This window comes from Curtobacterium sp. PvP017, assembly GCF_054060195.1.
In genome coordinates this window covers 680,504-697,217 of sequence record NZ_JBSSCY010000001.1, presented here as the reverse complement: position 1 = coordinate 697,217, position 16,714 = coordinate 680,504, and the positions used below count along the sequence as shown (strand labels likewise).

Sequence of the window (16,714 nt, the reverse complement as noted above, 5' to 3'; positions counted from 1 at the left end):
GGGTGTTGTGGAACCTCGGCGGACGTGAGCGGGGCGGCGCGCCCGGGCATTGCGAGAGTGAGCGCTCACGTGCCAGGATGTGAGCGCTCACGGAGGACGACGGAGTTCTGGAGGAACGCATGGGCGACGACCCCACCCAGCAGGTCGCGAACGGCCGCACGACACTCGGGATCGAGCTCGGCTCCACCCGCATCAAGGCGTGTCTGGTGGACGAGGACCTCGTGCCCATCGCCGCCGGGTCCCACGAGTGGGAGAACGAGTTCGTCGACGGCCGCTGGACCTACTCGCTCGACGCCGTCGAGACCGGCCTCCGAGCCGCGTACGCCGCGCTCGTCGCCGACGTCGAAGCGCAGTTCGGCGTGCGTCCGACCACCTTCCGCGCCGTCGGTGTGAGCGCGATGATGCACGGCTACCTGGCGTTCGACGCCGCGGGCGAGCTGCTCGTGCCGTTCCGGACCTGGCGCAACACCTCGACCGGACCCGCAGCCGAACGGCTCAGCGAAGTCCTGTCCTTCAACGTCCCGCTCCGCTGGTCGATCGCACACCTGTACCAGGCGGTGCTCGACGACGAGCCGCACGTGGCCGAGGTCGCGGGCATCACGACCCTCGCGGGCTACGTCCACCGACGACTCACCGGTCGGAACGTGCTCGGGGTCGGGGACGCCTCCGGTGTCTTCCCGATCGAGAGCGGCCCCGTCGACAGCGGCCCGGGCGAGCCCGGCTCCCGCGACTGGGACGGGCAGATGCTCGCCACGACGCAGGAACTGCTCGGCGAGCACGTCCCCGACCTCCGTGCGGTCCTGCCCGAGGTGCTCGTCGCGGGCGAGGAAGCCGGAGCCCTCACCCCCGAGGGCGCCGCGTGGCTCGATCCCACCGGCTCGCTCAGCCCCGGCGCACCCCTGTGCCCGCCCGAGGGCGATGCCGGCACCGGTATGGTCGCGACGAACGCCGTCGCCCCGCGCACCGGCAACGTCAGCGTCGGCACGAGCATCTTCGCGATGGTGGTCCTCGAGCACCCGCTCAGCACCCCGCACGAGGAGCTCGACGTCGTGACCACCCCGTCCGGCGACGCCGTCGCGATGGTGCACTGCAACAACGGCGCGAGCGAGATCGCGAGCTGGGCGCGGGTGTTCGGACGCTTCGCCGAGGCATCGGGCAGTCCGATGCCGACGGATGACGTGTTCCGGGTCCTCCTGGACGAAGCCGAACAGGCCGACCCCGACGCCGGCGGCCTGCTCTCCTTCAACTACCTGGCCGGCGAACCCGTCACCCACGTCGAGGACGGCCGACCCCTGCTGCTCCGCACCCCCGACGCCCGCTTCACCCTGGGCAACCTGGTCCGCTCCGAGGTGCACGGCGCGTTCGCCACCCTGGCGATCGGCATGGACGTGCTGCACGGCGAACAGGTGCAGGTCGACCGGATGACCGCGCACGGTGGGCTCTTCCGCACGCCCGGTGCCCCGCAGCGACTGCTCGCCGCCGCACTACGGGTGCCGATCGCCCTCGAGGAGACCGCGGGCGAGGGCGGGGCGTGGGGCATCGCCGTGCTGGCCGCCTACCTCGAGCACACCGACCAGCAGCTCGCCGACTACCTGTCGGACACCGTGTTCGGCGGGGACGCCGTGCACGTGGCCGAGCCTGAGCCGCGCGACGTCGAGGGCTTCCAGACGTACCTCGGCCGGTACCGCGCTGCCCTACCCGTCCAGGCCGTGGCGGCAGCGGCGACCCGACCAGACGCGACCGGAACCGGTGCGGCAGCCGCCCCCGGCGCCGGCGCGACCACGACCCGGGGCGAGGGGACGGCGGGAGCCGAGCCGCGCCTCCCGGCAGAGCAGGAAGTGACCAGATGACCAGCGCAACCGACCAGGACACCCAGCGGGCCGTCGCGGCCACCCGCGAGCGCGTCGCCCGCCTGCACGGCGAACTCGTCCGCTACGGCCTGGTGATCTGGACCGGCGGCAACGTCTCCGAACGCGTGCCCGGCACCGACCTCTTCGTCATCAAGCCGAGCGGCGTCTCGAGCGACGACCTGACCCCGGAGAACCAGGTCGTCTGCACCCTCGACGGCCAGCCGGCCGACGGGTGGGGCAACGAGCACGGCCCGTCCTCCGACACCGCCGCGCACGCCCACGTGTACCGGAACATGCCCGAGGTCGGCGGCGTCGTCCACACCCACTCGACGTACGCGACGGCGTGGGCCGCACGAGCGGAACCCATCCCGTGCGTGATCACCGCGATGGCCGACGAGTTCGGCGGCCCGATCCCCGTCGGCCCGTTCGCGATCATCGGCGACGACTCGATCGGCCACGGCATCGTGGAGACCCTCAGCGGACACCGGAGCCGCGCGGTCCTGATGCAGAACCACGGCGTCTTCACCATCGGCAAGGACGCGAAGGACGCCGTCAAGGCGGCCGTGATGTGCGAGGACGTCGCCCGGACGGTGCACATCGCGAAGCAGGGCGGAGACGTCGTCCCGATCGCCGAAGCAGACATCGATCGACTCTTCGATCGCTACCAGAACGTCTACGGACAGAACCCCGAAGGAGCCATGCGATGACGCAGGACACCACGACGCAGGACACCACGACGCCGGACACCACGACGCCGGACACCATCGTCGACCCCCAGGCCACGCTCGACGGCTACGAGGTCTGGTTCCTCACCGGTTCCCAGGGGCTGTACGGCGAGGAGACCCTGCGCCAGGTGGAGTCGCAGTCCCGTGCCGTGCACGCGGAGCTGGCGCAGCACGTGCCGGTGAAGCTCGTCTGGAAGCCCGTCCTGAAGGACGCCGACGGCATCCGCCGCGCCCTGATCGAGGCGAGCGCCGACGACAAGGTCATCGGTGTCACGACCTGGATGCACACGTTCAGTCCCGCGAAGATGTGGATCGGCGGCCTGCAGGCGCTGACGAAGCCGCTGCTGCACCTGCACACGCAGGCGAACGTCACGCTGCCCTGGGCGGACATCGACTTCGACTTCATGAACCTCAACCAGGCCGCGCACGGCGACCGTGAGTTCGGCTACGCCCTGGCGCGCCTCGGCGTCCGGCACGCCACCGCCGTCGGGCACGTCTCGGACCCGCGCGTGCAGCAGCGCGTGTCGAACTGGACCCGTGCCGCAGCCGGTGCTGCAGCCGTCCGCGAGCTGAAGCTGACGCGCTTCGGCGACAACATGCGCTACGTCGCCGTCACCGAGGGCGACAAGACCGAGGCGGAGATCGAGCTCGGCGTGCAGGTGAACACCTGGGCCGTCAACGAGCTCGCGGCAGCGGTGGACGCTGCTGCAGCGGACACGGCAGCGGTGGACGCGCTCGTGGCGCAGTACGAAGCGGCCTACGACGTCGACCCGTCACTCCGCAGCGACGGCGGCGAACGGCACGCCGCGCTCCGCGACGGCGCCGCCATCGAGATCGGCCTCCGCACCCTGCTCGCGCAGAACGGCAGCGCCGCGTTCACCACGAACTTCGAGGACCTCGGCTCGCTCAAGCAGCTGCCGGGCCTGGCCGTGCAGCGCCTGATGGCCGACGGCTACGGCTTCGGTGCCGAGGGCGACTGGAAGACGGCGGTCCTGGTCCGCGCGATGAACGTCGCCGGTGCCGGCCTGCCCGGCGGTGCGAGCCTGATGGAGGACTACACCTACGACCTCACCCCGGGTGCCGAGAAGATCCTCGGCGCCCACATGCTCGAGGTCTCCCCGACGCTCACCACCACGAAGCCGACGCTCGAGATCCACCCGCTCGGCATCGGCGGCAAGGACGACCCGGTGCGCCTGGTCTTCACCGCCGACTCCGGCGAGGCCGTCGTCGTGGCGCTCTCCGACACCCGCGACGGCTTCCGCCTGACCGCGAACGTCGTCGACGTGGTGCCCCCGACTTCGGCGTTGCCGAAGTTGCCGGTCGGCCGTGCCGTCTGGGAGCCGCGCCCGTCCTTCCCCGTCGCCGCAGAGGCCTGGCTCACCGCCGGCGCCGCCCACCACACCGTCATGACGACGGCCGTCGGTCTGCAGGTCGTCGAGGACCTCGCCACCATGGTCGGCACCGAGTTCCTGGTCATCGACGAGCACACCACCGCCCGCGGGTTCCGCGACGAGTTGCGTCTCCAGCAGACGTGGCACCGTCTCGACCGCGGCTTCTGAGGAGTCAGGACCCCACGATGGACGACGTGATCGCGGCCGAGCGCACGTGGACGAACTGGGCGGGCAACGTCACCTACCGCGCCTCGGCGCTGGCGCGCCCGACGTCGACGGACGAGCTCCGGCGGCTCGTCGCGTCGACGCCGCGCCTGACGGCGCTCGGCTCGCGACACTCGTTCAACACCATCGCCGACACCGACGCCGTGCAGGTGTCGCTGCAGGACCTGCCGCCGGTGCTCGACATCGACACGTCGCGGCGCGTGGTCCGCGTCGCCGCCGGCATGACGCACAGTCAGGTCGCGGCCGGTCTGGAGGCCCGTGGCTGGGCACTCGGGAACCTCGCGTCCCTGCCGCACATCTCCACGGCCGGGGCCGTCGCCACGGGCACGCACGGCTCCGGCGTCCGCAACCCATCGCTCGCGCAGGCGGTGGTCGGACTCGACGTGGTGCGCGCCTCCGGCGAGCTCGCGCACGTCGATGCGTCCTCGCCGGACGGCGCCCTCGACGCCCACCGGGTGGCCATCGGCGCGCTCGGCGTCGTCACCGCCGTGGAGCTCGCGATCGAGCCGACCTTCGAGGTCGCCACGACGGTGCACCTCGACCTGCCGTGGGACGCCGTCGCCGCGCAGTTCGACCAGGTGATGTCCGACGCGTACTCGGTGTCGATGTTCACGTCGTTCGACGACCGCGGCGCCCGGCAGGTCTGGGTGAAGCACCGCACCGACGAACCCGCACCGACCGTCGACCTCGTCGCCCTCGGCGCGCGGCCCGCCACCGGCCCCGTGCACCCGGGGGAGAACGACCCGGCCGGCGTCACCGAGCAGGGCGGCGTCTCCGGGCCGTGGGCCGAGCGGCTGCCGCACTTCCGGTCCACGTTCACCCCGTCGACGGGCGCCGAGATCCAGGCCGAGTACCTGATCCCCGCGGCCTCGGCCGTTGCGGCGCTCGAGGCGCTCCGTCCGCTCGAACCGGTGTTCGCGCCGATCCTCATCGCCGCCGAGATCCGCACGATCGCACCCGACACCGCGTGGCTCGCGCCGTCGTCCGGTCGGCAGTCGGTCGGCATCCACTTCACGTTCCGCCGGGACGCCGCTGCCGTGGCGGCCGCGGTGTCGCGGATCGAGGAGGCGCTCACGCCCTTCGACCCACGGCCGCACTGGGGGAAGGTGTCCGGCGTGGGCGTCGAGCGTCTGCACGAGGCGTACCCGCGGCTGTCGGACTTCGCCGCGGTCGCCCGGGACGTCGACCCCACGGGGCGGTTCCGCAACGCGTACCTGGCGCGCGTCCTGTCCTGACGGGGCGTGCCGCTCGCTTCGTGCGCAGCTCACAGGGGATGCCCACCGGACGTGCGGGCGACCCGCCGGTTCGTCGCTGGGAGCGCACATGTGCATCCACAAAGGTCGAGGCATGGCGAACTTCAACCGCATCCTCGGCATGGCCTCGAAGGTCATCGACAAGCAGCTCCAGAAGCGTGGGCAGGGGGACGGTGCGCCCGGCAACGGAGCGCAGCGCGGTGGCGGGACCGACTGGCGTGACGTCGTCCGCGGCGCCGCGGACCGGCTGACCGGCGACGACCGGAGCCAGCAGCAGCGGCCCCAGCAGCAGTACGGCCAGCAGCCGCAGCAGTACGGCCAGCAGCAGTACGGGCAGGCACCACACCCGCAGTACGGTCAGCCGCCGCAGCAGTACGGCCAGCAGCAGTACGGGCAGGCACCACAGCCGCAGTACGGTCAGCCGCCGCAGCAGTACGGCCAGCAGCAGCAGGGCCCGGCCGACTCCGACAAGGTCGCCCTGGCGAAGTACGACTACCTGCTCCGCACCTCGTCGCCGGACCAGCTCGAGCAGGTCCACCACGACGCGTTCGCCCGGCTCACCCCGGCGCAGCGGCAGCAGGTGCGCAACCGCCTGAACTCCGAACTGCCGCCGCACGAGCACCTGCGCGACGACTCGGCAGGCGGCATGGCGCGCGCGATGACGCGCGGTGAGGTCCGACGTCCGGGTCTGATCCGACGCGTCCTCGGCGGCTCGAGCAACGGCAGCGGACGCGGTCGTGGTGGCGCCTTCGCCGGTGGTGCCGCTGTCGGCGCCGGCGCGATGGCGCTCGGCGGCCTCGGCGTCGCCGTCGCTGGGGGAGCGGTGCTGAGCGCCGCCGCCGGCCCCGTGCTGGCGGAGGCCGCGAACCTCGGCGTCGACTTCGACGGCATCGCCTCGGGCATCGGCGACCTCGGGCTCGGAGACCTCGGAGCCGACCTCGGCGGTGGCTTCGAGGGGATCGCGGGCGAAGGCGAGCAGCTCCTCGGGGGCCTCGGCGAGCAGGCATCCGGCCTCGGCGAGCAGGCGTCGAACCTCGGCAACGACTTCCTCGGGGGCCTGTTCGACCGCTGACCCTCGCCCTCGGGGTGGACTCGGTGCAGATCCATCGGGAATAGTCGGACGTCGCACGGGACTTGGATTGTTTCGTCGTGCGACGTCCTTCGCACGTGGAATTCGGACGGGTGACCGCAGCGGTGTCAGGATGGACGCCGCCCGGTGACCCGATCCGCGGAACCGCAGCGACTGCCGCACGGTCGCCACCACCCTTCCCACGAGGAGCCCCACCGTCATGAGACGCCCGAACCGCCTGACGATCACCGCGGCCGTCGCCGCAGCAGCAGCCCTGGTCCTGACCGGCTGCTCGGGTGGCAGCTCCTCGGACGACGCGACGAGCGGCACGGCAAAGGGCGGCACGCTCAACATCCTGACGCCGCAGACCTCGTTCCACCTCGACCCGGCGACGAGCCAGAGCCTGGGCATCACGTCCCTCGGCCTCGTCGCACGGCGTCTGACCACGTGGGACGTCGAGCCGGGCAAGACCGCGAAGGTCGTCCCGGACCTGGCGACGGACACCGGGAAGTCCAGCGACGGTGGCAAGACGTGGACCTACACGCTCAAGGACGGGCTCGAGTTCCAGGACGGAACGCCCATCACCACGAAGGACATCAAGTGGGGGATCGAGCGCTCGTTCGCCCCCACGCTCTCCGGCGGCCTGAGCTACCACAAGTCGCTCCTGGTCGGCGGTGACAGCTACAAGGGCCCGTTCGACGGCAAGTCCCTCGACAGCATCGAGACCCCGGACGACAAGACCATCGTCTTCAAGTTGAACGACGCCTACGGCGACTGGCCGTGGCTCGCCTCGATGCCCGCGTTCACGCCGGTCCCCGAGGGCGACGGCAAGGACACCGGCGCCTACGACCTGAAGCCGGTCGCGTCCGGTCCCTACCAGGTGCAGTCGAACACGCAGGGCACGCAGGTCACCCTCGTGCGCAACAAGGCCTGGAGCGCCAAGACCGACGAGGTCCGCACCGCCGGCCCCTCGAAGATCGTGTTCAAGGAGAGCCAGGACGCCTCCACGATCACGCAGACGCTCATCGCCGACAACGGCGACGCGAAGGACTCCTTCGGCGCCATCTACCTCGGCGCGGCCGAGCTGAACCAGGTGCGCAGCAACCCCGCAGCGCAGGACCGTCTCGCCACGTCCAAGGCCGGTCCGATCTCGTACATGGCGATCAACACCCAGAAGGGCGCGCTGAAGGACCTCAAGGTCCGCCAGGCGCTGCAGTACGCCGTCGACAAGAAGTCGTTCCGGATCGCGGCCGGTGGCGCGATCGCCGGGTCGTACGCGTCGACGCTGATCACCCCGGGCATCGCCGGGCGCGAGGACTACGACCTGTACAAGACGGGCGCCACGGGCGACGTCGACAAGGCGAAGTCGCTGCTGAAGGACGCCGGTGTCAGCAACCTCAAGCTCACGCTGGTGACGCAGAACGACCCGACCTACCTCGCACAGGCGCAGGCGCTGCAGTCCGGCCTGAAGCGTGCCGGCATCACGGTGACGCTGAAGCCGCTCGACTACGACTCCTTCACGCAGGCCACCACGAACGGGACGGACTTCGACCTGTCGCTCTCGAGCTGGCAGCCGGACTTCCCGAGCGCGAACGCCAACCTGCAGCCGCTGTACGACTCGTCGCAGATCGGTGGCGGCGGCTACAACGTGTCGAAGTACAGCAACCCCGAGGTCGACGCGCTGATCAAGAAGGCCAGCGCGACGGTCGACCAGCAGGACGCGCAGAAGCTCTGGGCCGAGGCCGACCAGAAGATCATGGCCGACTCCCCGTCGGTGCCGCTGATCTACGCGAAGCAGTCGTTCCTGGCCGGTTCGAACGTGCAGAACTTCCAGATCGCGGACTTCCCAGCGTACCCGAACTACCTCAAGGTCTCGCTCGCGAAGTGAGTTCGCCGCTGCTCGAGGTCGAGGGGCTCCGCGTCGCGTTCGGCGACGCGGAGCCCGTCGTCCGTGACGTCTCCTTCACCCTGACCCCCGGACGCGTGCTCGCGCTCGTGGGCGAGTCCGGCTCCGGCAAGTCCGTCAGCGCCATGAGCGTGCTCGGTCTGCTGCCGCCCGAAGCGCGGGTCTCCGGCAGCGTCCAGTTCCGCGGCGAGGAACTCGTCGGCGCCTCCGACGACACGCTCCGTGCCGTTCGCGGCGCCGGTATCGGCGTCGTCTTCCAGGAACCGATGAACTCGTTCACGCCGGTGCTGTCCATCGGCACGCAGGTCGCCGAGGCGATCCGGGCGCACCCGACGGACCTCGACCGTGCGGCGGTGTCCACGCGCATCGACGAGCTGCTGCGTGCCGCGGGCCTCACCGACCCCGAGCGGATCCGCACGGCGTACCCGCACGAACTGTCCGGCGGACAGCTGCAGCGCGCGATGATCGCGATGGCCCTGGCCGGGGACCCGGTCGCGCTGATCGCCGACGAGCCGACGACCGCGCTGGACGTCACGGTGCAGGCCGGGATCCTCGACCTCCTCCGCCGGCTCGGTCGCGAGCGCTCCCTCGCCGTCCTGCTCATCACGCACGACATGGGCGTGGTCGCGGACGTCGCGGACGAACTCCTGGTGATGCGGCGCGGCGACCCCGTCGAGCACGGGACGGTCGCCGAGGTCTTCGCGCACCCGTCCGCCGACTACACGCGCGAGCTCCTCGCCGCCGTGCCGTCCCTGGAGGCCCGTCCCGCGTCCGCCACGCCGGCTGCGGACCCCGAGACTCGGCCTGGACGACAGGACGCGGCCCCCGGGACCCGAGCCGTGTCGTCAGACGCGAGTCTCGGACCAGCGGAAGCGAGTGTCGCGGGGGCGAGCCACGCCTCCCCTCCGCTCGTCGCGCGCCTGCGCGACGTCGCCGTGCGGTACTCGCGCCGCGGCGAACCGACCGTCTCGGGCATCGAGCTGGACCTGCGGGCCGGCGAGACCGTCGGCCTGGTGGGGGAGTCCGGGTCGGGCAAGTCGACCATCGGACGCGCCCTGGCGGGGCTGGTGCCCGTCGTCGCCGGCTCGGTCGAGGTCGACGGCAGCGACCTGCGGACCGCCAAGGGCCGACGGCTCCGCGAGCTCCGCAGCCGCGTCGGCATCGTCTTCCAGGACCCGGCGTCGTCGCTCAACCCGCGGCAGACCATCGGCTGGAGCATCGCCGAACCGCTCCTCGTGCACGGGACGGCCTCGGCTGCCGACCGTGCGGAACGCGTCCGTGACCTGCTGACCGCCGTGCAGCTCGACCCCTCATGGGCCGAGCGGTTCCCGCACCAGCTCTCCGGTGGACAGCGCCAGCGGGTCGCCGTCGCGCGGGCCCTGGCGCTCCGTCCGGCGCTCGTCATCGCCGACGAGCCCACCTCGGCTCTCGACGTGACCGTGCAGGCGGCCGTGCTCGACCTGCTCGCACAGCTGCAGGACGAGTTCGGGTTCGGCATGCTCCTCATCAGCCACGACCTGGCCGTCGTCCGACAGCTCGCCGACGAAGTCGTCGTCCTGCACGACGGTCGCGTGGTCGAACGGGGGACCACGGACGCCGTCCTCGACGACCCGCAGCAGGACTACACGCGCATGCTGCTCGCAGCGGCGCCCGTCGCCGATCCCGTGCGACAGGCGGCGCGCCGCGAAGCGTGGCGCGCCTGGGAAGGAGTGGCCTCGTGACCGCCAACGTCGTCGAGCGCCCCGTGGCGTCGTCCGGACGCGCGACCGGCTTCCGCGCCGTGGTGCGCCGGGTCCGGCAGGACCGCTGGGCCGTGACGTCGGCCGCCGTCATCGTGGTGTTCCTCGTGGTCGCCGTCGCGGCGCCGCTCATCAGTGCCGTCTCCGGGCAGGACCCGTACGGGTACGACATCGACGCGCTCAACTCGTTCGGCGCGCCCAAGGGCTTCGGCGGCGGGATCAGCGGCGAGCACTGGTTCGGCGTCGAGCCGCTGACCGGACGCGACCTGTTCGCGATCGTGACTTACGGCGCCCGGACGTCGCTCGGCATCGGGCTCGCCGCGACCCTGGTGTCGATCGTGATCGGCGTGCTCGTCGGCGTCACCACCGGCTTCTTCGGCGGCTGGTACGACCGTGTGCTCTCCCGCGTGGTCGACGTCATCTTCGGCTTCCCCTCGCTCGTCTTCATGATCGCCCTGACCGCAATCGTGCCGACGTCGTTCCCGAAGCCCGTCCTGGTCGTGCTCGTCATCGGCTTCTTCGGCTGGCCGTCCGTGGCCCGAGTGGTCCGCGGTCAGACGCTGTCACTCGTGAGCCGGAACTACGTCGTCGCCTCCACGGCGATGGGCGCCGGCCGGTGGCACGTCATCCGCACGCAGCTGCTGCCGAACCTGGCGGCGACGATCACCGTCTACGCGACGATCTCGATCCCGTCGATGATCGGCGCCGAGGCTGCCCTGTCGTTCCTGGCCGTCGGTGTGACGCCGCCGACGCCGTCGTGGGGCCGCAGCATCGGCGACGCCGTCGGCTGGGTGCAGACCGACCCCATGTACCTCGTGTTCCCCGGAGTGGCCCTGTTCCTCATCACCCTCGCGTTCAACGTGCTCGGCGACGCCCTGCGGGACGCACTCGACCCGAGGGGAGCACGCCGATGAGCACCTTCCGCTTCATCGCGATCCGCATCCTCGGTGCCGCCGTCGTGCTGCTCGTCGTCGCGGCGATCACCTACGCGCTGTTCATGCTGCTGCCGACGAACCCCGCGCGCGCGATCTGCGACAAGCCCTGCACGCCGGACCGGCTCCGCGAGGTCCAGGCGTTCCTGGGGACGGACAAGCCCTGGCTGGTGCAGTTCGGCGCGTACCTGGCGGGGATCTTCACCGGCCGCACGTTCGGCAGCGGCGCGTCCGTGATCACCTGCGCCGCACCGTGCTTCGGGTACTCGTTCCAGCTGCACGAGAGCGTCACCGAACTGATCCTGTCCCGCCTGCCCGTCACCGCGTCGATCGCCGTCGGTGCCGCCGTGCTCTGGCTCGTCGCCGGGGTGTTCGGCGGCACGGTCTCGGCGCTCCGCCGTGGCACCTTCGTCGACCGGGCCGTGATGACCGTCGCCGTCGCCGGGGTCTCCTCGCCCGCGTACCTGATCGGGCTGCTCGGCATCCTGCTGTTCGGGTTCGTGCTCGGGATCCTGCCGACGAGCGGGTACGTCGCGTTCGCCGACGACCCCGTCGGCTGGTTCACGCACCTGATCCTGCCGTGGTGCGTGCTCGCGTTCATCAGCGCCGCGATCTACGCCCGACTGACCCGAGGCGAGATGCTCGAGTCGATGTCGCAGGACTTCGTACGGACCGCTCGGGCCAAGGGCCTGCGGGAGCGCCAGGTCGTCGTGCGGCACGGACTCCGCACCGCGATCCTGCCGGTGGTGACGCTGTTCGGGCTCGACCTCGGGTCGCTGCTCGGCGGTGCGGTCATCACCGAGAAGGTGTTCTCCATGCAGGGCCTGGGCGCGCTGCTGATCGATGCCGTGCACACGCTCGACCTGCAGGTCGTCGTCGGCTTCACGCTGTTCTCGGCGCTGTTGATCGTCACCGCGAACGTGATCGTCGACGTGGTCTACGCGTTCGTCGACCCGCGGGTGCGGCGCAGGGCGTAGCTCAGGCTGCGTCCCACCAGCGCAGCACGCGGGTGCCGTACAGCGTGAGCCACTTCGACGGCTCGCCCTCGGGGACGTCGACCTCGAACCACTGCCGACCCGGCGGCCGAGCGCCCTGCGTCCACGTCCCGTCGGCGTTCCCGGCGGCGCGGACGATCTCGACCGCCTCGGCTGCCCGGGGGTCCGGCGCGGTGCCGTCCTGCAGCGCGGCAGCCCGCAGGTGGTCGGTCACCCGCAGCGCCGAGTAGATCCAGCGCAGCGGGTACGCGAACCGGGTCGCCCACGGCCCGACGAGTTCGCCGTCGTGCTTCCGGAACAGCAGTCGACGCTCGAGCAGGTACTCGGCGCCGCGGTGTCGAGCCGCACGGAGCTCCGCCGCGCGGGGGTGGGTGCCGCCGGTCAGCTGCTCGTGCTGTAGGAGCCCGTCGATGACGTTGAGGGTCGAGTGGAACGACGACACGGTCGACCCCTCGATCCACTCGCAGTTCCACCCGCCGTCGTCCAGCTGGTGATCGAGGAACCACGCCGCCAGCTGACCGACGTCGGCACCGAGCCACGCACCGTTCGCCAGGGTGAACGCGTTGATGCAGCAGTCGACCTCGCCGCTCCAGTAGAGCAGGTCCTCGTACTCCCAGCGGCTGTTCGTCGCGAGGCGTGCAGTCGTGTCCCCGAGGACCGCCGGATCGAGCCCCCAGTCGCGCAGGGCGTTCAGCGACCAGGTCGTCGCCGTGTAGGGCTGTCCGGGCTCGTCCGCCTCGGGACCGTCGAAGTCGAAGTCCGTCGGAAAGTACGCGCCGCCGGCCCACTGCCCGTCGGGGGCTTGGCGTGCGAGCATCGCGGCCCCGAGGCCCTCGGTCGCGACTCGTCCCCGGGTCTGCTGCCACACCGACGGCGGCGCACCGGTCAGATCGCGCTCGACCTGCCACCGGACTGCCGGGTCCGAGTCGAGCAGCCACTCGACCACCGCGTCGTCGCTCATGGCGCGGAGGCTACGCCGTGCGGAACCCCGCCGCCACGTACCGGTAGGACGAGCCGTCGTCGGCCCGATTGACCACACCGAGGTCGACTGCGTCACGTCGGACGATCGCGACGTCCTCGCAGAACATCGCGATGGCGGCGTTCAGCACCGCCTCGCTGACGGGGCGTGACGATCCGAGTCGCTCGAACACCAACTCGACGATGCGCGTCGACAGCGGGAGCCGCTCGTCGTCCTCCACGGGCATCCGGTGGATCCGGTCGAACTCCAGGAGCGCGGCCGGCGCCTGCAGACGCTGCAGATCCTGCGCTGTACGGCCGAGCAGCGCCACATCGGGTCCGTCCGCATCCAGCCAGTCGAACGCGCTGACCGCGGACATGGTCCGCTCGTCGAGCTGAACGCGATCGACGAGCGCTGGGCGCAGTGTCCGGCTCGCCACCACCGACACCACCTGCCGTGCACGTGCCAGCGGCTCCGTGACCCTGCTCAACCTTCCGCCGCCAGCCGATCGGGGTGCCACTTCGCCCACTTCTCACGAACAGCGGCATCGAGCGGGACGTCGAAGTGCCGCGCGATGAGCAGGACCTGCGCGAGGACGCCCGCGATCTCGTCCCGGAAACCCTGCTCGATCTCGTCGTCCGTGCGGCCCTTGCGCCGAGCCTGACCCGAGCGCGCGAGGAACGCCTGCGTGAGTTCGCCCACCTCTTCGCCGAGCTTCAGGACGAACCACTCGTCGGTGCGGTCGATGCCGTGCCGCTCGGCGTAGAACGCGGAGACGGCCTCGACCTCGTCGCTCAGGTCCTGGACGTCCATCAGAAGTAGGTGATGCCGTGCGGGGTCCGAGGCGGGAGCAGCATCGCGCGCAGCAGCTCGATCGACGCAGGATCCGCAGCGCGGACCAGGCCGGCGGCCGCCAGGGTGACGGGCGAGACCGACCCGATGAGCAGCGCACCGAGCTCTGCCACGTCGAGCTGGACGTCGGAACCGGCCGCGTCGGCGTCGTCGGCGATGCGGGTGACGCTGCCACGGGCCTCCTGGACGTCCAGCCGGTACGTGCCGGTCGTGTGGCCGAGCGCATCGGTGACCGCGAGTGTCAGCGAGCCGTCGACGGCGAACGGCCGCGACTCGAGCACCGCGGCCACGTCGAGGACGCGCAGCCAGACGTGGTCCTCTTCGTGATCGACGTCGTAGGCACGGTTGTCGCCGAGGGCCGCGACGATCGGGTCGTCGAGCCGCGAGCGGTTGTACTTCACGACGTCGTTCAGGTCGATCGACAGCAGAAACTCCCACAGCGCCGTGTACGCCTGGTCGTTCGCGTAGACCAGGTCGACGATCTCGAGTGCGGTGTCGGAACCCCGGTCCTCCTTGACACGCCAGGTGACGTAGCCGTCGACCTCGTCGGAGCCGTCGGCACGGTGCACCGCCGCACGGACGTCCTTCGCCTTCTGGCCGTCGTTGCCGAGCAGCCCGAAGACGATCGGCCAGGTGCCAGCGTTGCGGATCATCGAGCCGGGCGTGCGGGTGTGGAAGCGCTCGAAGACCGCCTTGCCGGGGCCGTCGGCGAGCCACTGCGGCGTGACGACGGACACCGAGCCCGACGTCGGGGCGAGGAGGGGGAGTGCGCGTTCGCGACGCACGCGCACCGCGCGCTCGCGGATCGCGCTGCCGAAGCCGAAGCGGCGGTAGATCGTGCCCTCGGACGCGGTCAGCGACGCCACGGCGTAGCCCTCGGCGACACCGCGCTCGAGCGCGTGCGTCATCATGCGGCGCAGGATGCCGCGGCGACGCTCCGTGGGCCGGACCGTGACCGCGGAGATGGCCTGCGTGTCGACGGACGACCCGTCGCCCCAGCTCAGCGCCTTGCGGAACCACGTGAAGGTGCCTGCGGGCCAGGTCTCGTCGACGGAACCGGGGAAGGGCTTCCGGACGTAGACGCCCAGGAAGGTCTCTTCGTCGGCGATGAAGTGGGACGCCATGCGCGCCGCGCCCTCGGCGTCCGGATCGGCTTCGTGGAAGCCGAGGCCGACGGCCTGCATCCACGCAGCCGTCTCGGCGTTCGGCGCCCCCTCGTCATCCGTCCCGGGCGCGAACTCGCGCAGCTCGTAGCGGTCGTCGAATGCCTCGTTGCTCACGCTCACGACCCTATCGGGACCGGGTGACGTCACGGCGTGGTGCGACGAGCCTCCTGCGCGACGACCTCGTCGAGGTCCACCAGCGACCGCATCTGCTGCAGCGGACGGGCCATCCGGTGGTTGTCGCGGAGCGCCGGTTCGACGCGCGACAGGAACGCCCAGTACCCGGCCGTGAACGGGCACGCGTCGTCGCCGACCCGCTTCGTCGGGTCGAACCGGCAGCCCCCGCAGTGGTCCGACATCCGGTCGATGTAGCGGCCGCCCGACGTGTACGGCTTGGTGGCGACCATTCCGCCGTCGGCGTGCTGGGACATGCCAATGATGTTCGCGGGCATCACCCAGTCGGTGCCGTCGACGAACACGTCCGTGAACCACTCCGTCAGGTGCACCGGGTCGTAGCCGCGCTGCAACGCCCAGTTGCCGAGCACCATGAGGCGCTGGATGTGGTGCAGCCAGCCGTGGTCGTGCAGGCCCTCGATCGCGGTCCGCACGCAGACGGCCTCGACCTCGGACGCGTCGAGGTCCTGCCACCAGCCGGGCAGCCGTCCGTGCGCGCCGAGGGCGTTCTCCGATGCGCCGTAGTCGTCGCCGAACCACCAGTAGAGGTGCCAGACGTAGTCGCGCCAGCCGGCGACCTGACGGACGAAGCCCTCGACGCTGGCGAGCGGTGCGGCCTCGGTGCGGTGCGCTTCGAGGGCGGCGTCGATCGCCTGACGCGGATCGAGCACCCCGAGGTTCATCGGCACGCTGAGGAGCGAGTGCGCCATCGTCCAGTCGTTCGTCAACGTGGCGTCCTCGAACGGACCGAAGTCGCCGAGGCGCACCGCGACGAAGTCGTCGAGCGCACGCTGGGCTTCGTCCGCCGTCACCGCGAACCGACGGGTGTCGTCGCGGCCGACGAACCGGGCGGTGCCGTCCCGCTCCCACCGGTCCAGGTCGTGCCGGACTTGGTCGTCGATGTCGTCCTCGTCCGGCCACCACGGCTCCGGCAGCCCGAGGGTCGTCGCACCTTTCGGCGGCGGCTCGCGGTTCTGGTCGTCGAGGCTGAACTTCCCGCCGATCGGCTTGCCGTCGCGCAGCAACCAGCCCTCGCGGCGCCGGACACGCTCGTAGTGGTCCTCCATGCGGAACCGACCCGTGCCCTGGGCCGCCCACTCCGCGAACTCGTCCTCGTCGGTGACGAACCCGCGGCTCGGCAGGATCACGGTGTCCCGGCCCCAGTGCCGGACCTGCGCGCGGAGGGTGCGGGACGGCGGGTCGATCACCTCGAGGTCGTCGCGGCCCGTCAGTGCTTCGCGGAGGGTGTCGACCTGGACGTGGTCGGCACGGTCACCGAGTTCGCGGACGCGGTGGCGCAGGGCGCTCAGCCAGAGGTGGGCCTTCGCCCGGTGGACGGGGCGGGCGGTGAAGAACTCGCGTGCCTCGACGACGAGGGCCGGGCCGCCGTCGTCGAACGCAGGACCGTACTGGCCGGGCAGGACCAGGCGACGACGTTCGGTGGGCATGGGTGGACCGTACCCAAGGGGCGGGGTGGGCTTG

At 71.3% G+C, this 16,714-nt stretch carries 14 protein-coding genes; 9 read left to right on the top strand and 5 right to left on the bottom strand.

What is annotated here, in order from left to right; translation table 11 throughout:
• Positions 1-119: 119 nt before the first annotated feature.
• From ACVKXF_RS03395 to ACVKXF_RS03355, 9 genes are all read left to right on the top strand, one after another.
• A complete protein-coding gene (locus tag ACVKXF_RS03395; RefSeq protein ID WP_456794827.1) occupies positions 120-1,850 on the top strand; it encodes a xylulokinase in 1,731 nt (576 codons plus the stop codon).
• Positions 1,847-2,557: an L-ribulose-5-phosphate 4-epimerase gene (locus ACVKXF_RS03390; RefSeq protein ID WP_123314056.1), complete on the top strand. Its 711-nt coding sequence runs from the start codon at positions 1,847-1,849 to the stop codon at positions 2,555-2,557. The genes ACVKXF_RS03395 and ACVKXF_RS03390 overlap by 4 nt, the downstream gene beginning before the upstream one ends.
• Positions 2,554-4,134, top strand: coding sequence for an L-arabinose isomerase (gene araA, locus ACVKXF_RS03385; protein ID WP_456794826.1), 1,581 nt, complete (start codon positions 2,554-2,556; stop codon positions 4,132-4,134). The genes ACVKXF_RS03390 and araA overlap by 4 nt, the downstream gene beginning before the upstream one ends.
• 17 nt (positions 4,135-4,151) lie before the next feature.
• Positions 4,152-5,426: an FAD-binding protein gene (locus ACVKXF_RS03380; RefSeq protein ID WP_456794825.1), complete on the top strand. Its 1,275-nt coding sequence runs from the start codon at positions 4,152-4,154 to the stop codon at positions 5,424-5,426.
• Between the two features lie 112 nt (positions 5,427-5,538).
• Positions 5,539-6,516, top strand: coding sequence for a hypothetical protein (locus ACVKXF_RS03375; RefSeq protein ID WP_456794824.1), 978 nt, complete (start codon positions 5,539-5,541; stop codon positions 6,514-6,516).
• A gap of 217 nt (positions 6,517-6,733) precedes the next feature.
• Complete coding sequence (locus ACVKXF_RS03370) at positions 6,734-8,401, top strand: ABC transporter substrate-binding protein (RefSeq protein ID WP_123314053.1); 1,668 nt, start codon at positions 6,734-6,736, stop codon at positions 8,399-8,401.
• The gene (locus tag ACVKXF_RS03365; RefSeq protein ID WP_456794823.1) at positions 8,398-10,140 is read left to right on the top strand and encodes a dipeptide ABC transporter ATP-binding protein; all 1,743 of its coding nucleotides are present in this window, start codon (positions 8,398-8,400) and stop codon (positions 10,138-10,140) included. The genes ACVKXF_RS03370 and ACVKXF_RS03365 overlap by 4 nt, the downstream gene beginning before the upstream one ends.
• Entirely contained in the window at positions 10,137-11,072 is a 936-nt protein-coding gene (locus tag ACVKXF_RS03360; protein WP_456794822.1) for an ABC transporter permease, read from the top strand. The genes ACVKXF_RS03365 and ACVKXF_RS03360 overlap by 4 nt, the downstream gene beginning before the upstream one ends.
• Positions 11,069-12,067 (top strand): ABC transporter permease, encoded by a 999-nt coding sequence (locus ACVKXF_RS03355; protein ID WP_340195785.1) that lies wholly within the window; start codon positions 11,069-11,071, stop codon positions 12,065-12,067. Before ACVKXF_RS03360 ends, ACVKXF_RS03355 begins: the two co-directional genes overlap by 4 nt.
• 1 nt (position 12,068) lies before the next feature.
• Here the strand turns inward: ACVKXF_RS03355 and ACVKXF_RS03350 are convergent, their stop codons facing one another.
• From ACVKXF_RS03350 to ACVKXF_RS03330, 5 genes are all read right to left on the bottom strand, one after another.
• Entirely contained in the window at positions 12,069-13,046 is a 978-nt protein-coding gene (locus tag ACVKXF_RS03350; RefSeq protein WP_456794821.1) for a squalene cyclase, read from the bottom strand.
• 10 nt (positions 13,047-13,056) lie between these two features.
• Complete coding sequence (locus tag ACVKXF_RS03345) at positions 13,057-13,422, bottom strand: DUF2087 domain-containing protein (RefSeq protein WP_456794820.1); 366 nt, start codon at positions 13,420-13,422, stop codon at positions 13,057-13,059.
• A gap of 107 nt (positions 13,423-13,529) precedes the next feature.
• Positions 13,530-13,856: a pyrophosphatase gene (locus ACVKXF_RS03340; protein ID WP_456794819.1), complete on the bottom strand. Its 327-nt coding sequence runs from the start codon at positions 13,854-13,856 to the stop codon at positions 13,530-13,532.
• Positions 13,856-15,175, bottom strand: a complete 1,320-nt coding sequence (locus ACVKXF_RS03335) for a GNAT family N-acetyltransferase (protein WP_456794818.1) — start codon at positions 15,173-15,175, stop codon at positions 13,856-13,858. Before ACVKXF_RS03335 ends, ACVKXF_RS03340 begins: the two co-directional genes overlap by 1 nt.
• A 29-nt stretch (positions 15,176-15,204) precedes the next feature.
• Positions 15,205-16,680, bottom strand: coding sequence for a cryptochrome/photolyase family protein (locus tag ACVKXF_RS03330; protein ID WP_456794817.1), 1,476 nt, complete (start codon positions 16,678-16,680; stop codon positions 15,205-15,207).
• Positions 16,681-16,714: the final 34 nt, after the last annotated feature.

Coding starts and splice junctions, on each gene's coding strand:
- ACVKXF_RS03355 (WP_340195785.1), top strand. CDS start 11,069: ATGAGCACCTTCCGCTTCATCGCGATCCGCATCCTCGGTGCCGCCGTC.
- ACVKXF_RS03340 (WP_456794819.1), bottom strand. CDS start 13,856: ATGGACGTCCAGGACCTGAGCGACGAGGTCGAGGCCGTCTCCGCGTTC.
- ACVKXF_RS03380 (WP_456794825.1), top strand. CDS start 4,152: ATGGACGACGTGATCGCGGCCGAGCGCACGTGGACGAACTGGGCGGGC.
- ACVKXF_RS03375 (WP_456794824.1), top strand. CDS start 5,539: ATGGCGAACTTCAACCGCATCCTCGGCATGGCCTCGAAGGTCATCGAC.
- ACVKXF_RS03345 (WP_456794820.1), bottom strand. CDS start 13,422: ATGTCCGCGGTCAGCGCGTTCGACTGGCTGGATGCGGACGGACCCGAT.
- ACVKXF_RS03370 (WP_123314053.1), top strand. CDS start 6,734: ATGAGACGCCCGAACCGCCTGACGATCACCGCGGCCGTCGCCGCAGCA.
- ACVKXF_RS03350 (WP_456794821.1), bottom strand. CDS start 13,046: ATGAGCGACGACGCGGTGGTCGAGTGGCTGCTCGACTCGGACCCGGCA.
- ACVKXF_RS03390 (WP_123314056.1), top strand. CDS start 1,847: ATGACCAGCGCAACCGACCAGGACACCCAGCGGGCCGTCGCGGCCACC.
- ACVKXF_RS03330 (WP_456794817.1), bottom strand. CDS start 16,680: ATGCCCACCGAACGTCGTCGCCTGGTCCTGCCCGGCCAGTACGGTCCT.
- araA (WP_456794826.1), top strand. CDS start 2,554: ATGACGCAGGACACCACGACGCAGGACACCACGACGCCGGACACCACG.
- ACVKXF_RS03395 (WP_456794827.1), top strand. CDS start 120: ATGGGCGACGACCCCACCCAGCAGGTCGCGAACGGCCGCACGACACTC.